The organism is Kocuria atrinae C3-8 (assembly GCF_000286355.1).
Taxonomy (GTDB): Bacteria; Actinomycetota; Actinomycetes; order Actinomycetales; family Micrococcaceae; genus Kocuria; species Kocuria atrinae_A.
This window is the reverse complement of record NZ_AJXN01000075.1, coordinates 1-5266: the sequence shown is the minus strand read 5'-3', so window position 1 is coordinate 5266 and position 5266 is coordinate 1. Positions and strand designations below refer to the sequence as shown.

Annotated in this window: 6 protein-coding genes and 1 pseudogene; 6 read left to right on the top strand and 1 reads right to left on the bottom strand. The window is 65.0% G+C overall.

Going from position 1 to position 5266, the window contains the following annotated elements:
* Both YO9_RS0108710 and YO9_RS0108705 read left to right on the top strand, forming a co-directional pair.
* Positions 1-558, top strand: a 558-nt coding sequence (locus YO9_RS0108710; RefSeq protein ID WP_031272955.1) for a His/Gly/Thr/Pro-type tRNA ligase C-terminal domain-containing protein, incomplete at its 5' end; no start/stop codon positions are given.
* Between the two features lie 30 nt (positions 559-588).
* A pseudogene (locus YO9_RS0108705) lies at positions 589-1393 on the top strand (sulfite exporter TauE/SafE family protein).
* Here the strand turns inward: YO9_RS0108705 and YO9_RS0108700 are convergent.
* Entirely contained in the window at positions 1380-2369 is a 990-nt protein-coding gene (locus tag YO9_RS0108700) for a hypothetical protein (protein ID WP_031272954.1), read from the bottom strand. The pseudogene YO9_RS0108705 and the gene YO9_RS0108700 overlap by 14 nt on opposite strands.
* A 63-nt stretch (positions 2370-2432) precedes the next feature.
* On the opposite strand from YO9_RS0108700, the gene YO9_RS0108695 reads away from it, so the two are divergent.
* The 4 genes from YO9_RS0108695 to YO9_RS17635 form a co-directional block, all read left to right on the top strand.
* A complete protein-coding gene (locus YO9_RS0108695; RefSeq protein ID WP_016997131.1) occupies positions 2433-2924 on the top strand; it encodes a ribosome maturation factor RimP in 492 nt (163 codons plus the stop codon).
* Positions 2925-3059: 135 nt separating this feature from the next.
* Positions 3060-4037, top strand: coding sequence for a transcription termination factor NusA (gene nusA, locus YO9_RS0108690; protein ID WP_016997130.1), 978 nt, complete (start codon positions 3060-3062; stop codon positions 4035-4037).
* A gap of 133 nt (positions 4038-4170) precedes the next feature.
* The gene (locus tag YO9_RS0108685) at positions 4171-4503 is read left to right on the top strand and encodes a YlxR family protein (RefSeq protein WP_031272952.1); all 333 of its coding nucleotides are present in this window, start codon (positions 4171-4173) and stop codon (positions 4501-4503) included.
* A 124-nt stretch (positions 4504-4627) separates the two neighbouring features.
* The coding region (locus YO9_RS17635; RefSeq protein WP_223286304.1) for a translation initiation factor IF-2 N-terminal domain-containing protein at positions 4628-5266 on the top strand (639 nt) is incomplete at its 3' end.

Here is a 5266-nt window from a genome sequence, read left to right as displayed (position 1 = left end):
GCGCCGGACGGTTCCGGCGAACTCGAGATTGCACGCGGCGTCGAAATGGGACACGTGTTCCAGCTCGGTCGCAAGTACGCGGAGGCCCTGGGACTCAAGGTGCTGGACCAGAACGGCAAGCTCGTGACCGTGACCATGGGTTCCTACGGGATCGGCGTCACGCGCGCGCTGGCGGCCGTGGCTGAGCACTACCACGACGACAAGGGTCTCGTCTGGCCCCGCAATCTGGCTCCGGCAGACGTCCACGTGGTGGCCACGGGCAAGGGGACCGAGGTGCTCGAGGCTGCGGAGGAGATCGTCAAGGAGATCGAGGACGCCGGCATGAGCGTGATCTTCGATGATCGTCCGAAGACCTCCCCGGGTGTGAAGTTCGGCGACGCCGAACTGCTGGGCGTGCCCACGATCCTCGTGATCGGACGTGGCCTCAAGGATGGACTGCTCGAGGTGCGCGATCGTCGCACTGGCGATAGCCGAGACATTGCACGGGACCAGGTGGTTCAGGAGCTGCGCTCGGACATCTCGCAGAGCGTGCAGCCGGATTCGACCGAGGCCCGGTAACCGCTCAGGCGGTCACCACCGGTATCCGGCGTGGATGCATGGTTCTTGGAAGGCTCGGGGTTGGTATCGGCAACCCCGAGCCTTCTGCTGCTATTGGTGCTCACAGGGCTGGCCGCGGGATTCATTGACGCCGTGGTGGGCGGCGGAGGCCTGTTGCAATTGCCCGTGGCATGATGATTCCGGGCATCACACCGGTTCAGGCGCTCGCCACCAACAAAATGGGGTCGATCTTCGGCACGGCAACCTCCGCGGTGACCTACTACCGACGGGTGCACCCTGACCTTCGCACGGCTCTTCCCATGGCGGTGGTCGCGCTCGTGGCGTCCGGCGGGGGAGCTGCGGTTGCGTCACTTTTGCCGTCCGAAGTGTTCCGGCCGATCATCGTGGCCGCGCTGATCGGTGTCCTGATCTTCACCATCGCGCACCCGACCATGGGTCAGCTCACGGCACTGCGCCACACGGGTGCGCGGCACTACGGACTGGCCGTTCTGCTGGGCGCGAGTATCGGATTCTACGACGGCGTGATGGGTCCCGGCACCGGGTCCTTCCTGGTGATCGGACTGGTCTCGGTGCTCGGTTACAGCTTCTTGGCCGCGAGCGCCAAAGCCAAGATCATCAATCTGGCCACCAATATCGGGGCGCTCATCGTGTTCACGGCCAACGGGTCGATCCTGTGGGGACTGGGCCTGGTGCTGGGGGGCAGCAACATGCTCGGGGGTTACATCGGGCTCGTACGGCCGTGGCCAAGGGGAGCTCGTTCATCCGGATCATCTTCTTCGTGGTGGTGAGCGTGCTCATCGTGAAGCTGGGTTGGGACATCCTCAGCGGTCAGTAGCCAAGTGTTCGCCCACCAGCGCGGGTACTGGATCGGAAGGCTGCAGCAGCGCCTGAGCGCGCGCCGAGGATTCCAGGAGGTCCAACAGCCAGGCCCGTTCGGTGGGAGTGACCGCGGCGATGGCGCTTTGTGAGTATTCGGACACGTCCCGGGCCACTTCGCCCGCGGCTGCGGCGGGGTCTTCGGTCATGTCACGCGGCACTTCGTAACCGCCGCGTGCGGGACGGGGCTGGCACTCGTACAACGACATGACGGCCGGTTGATCCTGAATCCGCTCCAGGTTCTCCTGCCATTCGTCCAACGCCTGAGCAGTGTCTGAAGAATCAGTACCGCGGGCCTCGGCGGATTGGGCGGTGAACAGGGCTCGATCAACCTGCGTGGCCACGGCGGTCAGTTCGGGAGTGCACCGCTCGTCCGATTCTGCTGACGAGTCATCGTCTTGGTCTCGATCTGGGGCACCCGCAGCGGCCGGCTCCTCGGGCGCATCGGACCGCATCAACGGTTGTGCGGTGGGATCTTCGCGGGCAATGACCGCGGACCACGACGCCGCGATGCCGCTCATCGTGGCGGCCAACTCCGGGTCCTCTTGGTTCGAAGCCAAGTCAGCCATCCGCGAGACGGCAGACGGCAGGTCCACGTCCGCCGGAGCAGGTTCTGAGGCCTCCGCTGCGGGAGAACCGGAAGCGGTACTGGAATCAGTAGTCTGAGCCGACTGTTCGTCCAGCCGGTCGCGCTGCGCGGGGGTTGCCGCGGGTCCCAGCGCGGAGAGCTGACGATCCACGGTCTCGCGTGGAACGTCGTCGCGGGACGATTCATCCACGGAAGTGACGATGTCGCGGGCGGTGAGCCGGGCGGCGTCGTACTCGGACAACGGGCGCCACGTGGCCCAGGCGCCGATCGCGAGCACGGCAACCAGCGCGATGGCCAGGATCGCGATCACCCACGGCCAGGCGCGAGTGGTGCGTTCAGCGGCCACGATTCCTCCCTTGCTCCGGTGTTGTTCCATGATAGGGAGAACGACCGACACGAAGGAGAACGCATGAGCTCGGCAGACACTACCGCCATTCGCAACGCCGTGGAGCCGGTGGTCACCACCGCGGGCCTGTATTTGGAGGACCTCGAACTCGAGACCAAGGGCTCTCAGCGAACCCTGCGGATCGTCCTGGACCTGCCGGACGGCACGGACGCCCTGAATTTGGACCGCCTGGCCGAGGTGTCCCGAGACATCTCCGCCGCACTGGATGAGCACGACCCCGTGCCAGGCCCGCCCTACGAGCTGGAAGTCTCCACTCCCGGAGCGACCCGCGAGCTGGAAACCCCGCGGCACTGGAAGCGCAACGTGGGTCACCTGGTACGTGTGCGCCCCACGGACGGCGAACGATTCACGGCCCGTCTGCTGGAAGCCCACGACGATCACGCGATGCTTCAGCGCTGGCACCAGCCCAAGAAGGGCATGCCCATCAAGTATTTGGACCCGGAGCGCCTGGACTACCAGAACGTGTGGGGCGCGCGAGTTGAGGTCGAAATCTAAACGGGCACGGGGGATGTACCATAGCCCGAAGAACAATTAGCTAATACCCACGCGCAGCGCTCCACACCTCCCATGTGTGGCGCGCTGTTTGGTTCCCGGACGGGTCCCGAATGGGCACGAAGGAAGGCCGGTCACATGGACATTGATATGAGTACCCTGCGTCTGCTCGAACGCGAACGGGACATTCCGGTGGACGTGCTGATCCCCACCATCGAACAGGCCCTGTTGCTCGCCTACCAGAAGTCCCCGGGGGCCGTGAGCGGTGCCCGTGCGGAGGTCGAGCGCCGCACCGGTCACGTGACCATCTGGGCGGACGAGGTCGACGAGGACGGCAACAAGATCGGCGAGTTCGACGACACCCCCGCTGGCTTCGGCCGCATCGCCGCCGCCACCGCACGCCAGGTCATCCTGCAGAAGCTGCGGGACGTCGAGGACGACAACGTGCTGGGCCACTTCAAGGGTCGTGAGGGTGAACTGGTGTCCGGCCAGATCCAGCAGGGCAAGAACCCCAGCATGATCCAGGTCAACTTGGGCACCGTGGAGGCCGTGCTGCCCCCGCATGAGCAGGCACCCGGCGAGGTCTACAAGCACGGCGCTCGCATTCGCGCGTTCGTGGTGGAGGCCAAGCGCGGTATGAAGGGTCCGTCCATCACGTTGTCCCGTTCCCACCCGGATCTGGTGCGTCGCCTGTTCGAGATGGAAGTTCCCGAGATCGCGGACGGCTCGGTGGAGATCGTGGCACTGGCCCGCGAGGCCGGCCACCGGACCAAGATGGCCGTGGTGGCCACCCGCCCGGGAGCCAACGCCAAGGGCGCGTGTATCGGTGAAATGGGTTCCCGTGTGCGTGCGGTCATGAACGAACTGGGGGAGGAGAAGATCGACATCATCGACTTCACCGAAGAGCCCGACGTGTTCATCGCCAATGCGCTCTCCCCGGCCAAGACCACCCGCGTGGAGGTCGTGGACGAGCGGACCCGTTCCGCTCGAGCCGTTGTACCCGATAGCCAACTCTCACTGGCCATCGGCAAGGAAGGGCAGAACGCTCGACTGGCCGCTCGGCTGACCGGCTGGCGCATCGACATCGTGCCCGAGTCCCGAGTGGCGAATCACTGAGAGAACCCGCAATTCGAGGGAATCAACCCCGACGCGTTAGACTGGTCTACGGTCAGTTCGTGAATTGTGCGTACTCACCGGCCTCGCTCATGGCGTGTGCCGAGTACTCACGTGAGCAAGTACAGGAGCGAAGGTGAGCCAAAACAGCCTTCGAACCTGTGTGGGATGCAAAAAAATTGTGTCCCCTGACCAACTCGTCCGCGTAGCGGTGGAGCAGACGGACCACGGCCTGGAAGCCGTGTTCGACGTGTCCCGCCGGATCGGCGGCCGAGGTGCTTGGGTGCACCCCACCCAGGAATGCGTCAGTACAGCTGTGCGGCGCCGCGCGTTCAACCGCGCGTTCCGCACCGCCGTCAGTGCCGAGAACCTCGGTCACCACCTCAACGTTTTACCGTCCACACGGTGGAACGGACAGAACGAAAGCGAGTCAGAAGACCATGGAAAACCGATGAGTGCCAAGCGATGAGTACTTTTTCGTACTCCGCCCACGGCCAGCAGGGTGTCATGTCGATCATTGACGTACCCCAAGGCCGCATCAACGGAAGATAATGGTTCGTGCCTGTTTCGGTGCGAACCGAGACAGGAGAAATGTGGCCAAGCCCCGTGTCCACGAGCTCGCCAAAGAGCTCGGTATCACGTCTAAAGAAGCGATTTCCAAGCTTCAAGAATTAGGGGAATTCGTCCGTGGAGCATCCTCCACGGTGGAGCCCCCCGTAGCCAAGAAACTCCGTTCTGCATTCCCCGCCGGTTCCGGTGAGGCTGCAGCGGAGAAGGCTCCCCAGAAGACTCAGAGCGCCAAGCCGGCGCAGAAGTCGCAGCCCAAGGCTGAGACCAAGCCCGCTGTCGAGCGTCCCGCAGCAGCCTCCGGCCCCAAGCCGGGTCAGGCTGCTCCCAAGCCCGCTCAGGCCAAGGAAGAGGCCGCTCCGGCTGCCGCTCCCAAGGCAGAGTCCACGCCGGCTCCGGCCCCCAAGGCCGAAGCACCCAAGACTGAGGCTCCCAAGCCCCCGAGTCCAAGCCGCAGTCGCCCAAGTCCTCGGCTCCCAAGCCGGGCGGTGCCCGTCCGGGTAACAACCCGTACGCATCGCAGCAGGGCATGGCGCGGCTCCGAGTCCGGCGGCCCCAAGCCGAGCGGTGCTCGTCCGGGTCAGCAGCGTTCGGGCAAGCCCGGGCGCCACCTCGCCCCGGTAACAACCCGTTCGCCCCGCAGCAGGGTATGCGCACCAGTGTTC

Coding starts and splice junctions, on each gene's coding strand:
- YO9_RS0108695 (WP_016997131.1), top strand. CDS start 2,433: ATGAGCTCGGCAGACACTACCGCCATTCGCAACGCCGTGGAGCCGGTG.
- nusA (WP_016997130.1), top strand. CDS start 3,060: ATGGACATTGATATGAGTACCCTGCGTCTGCTCGAACGCGAACGGGAC.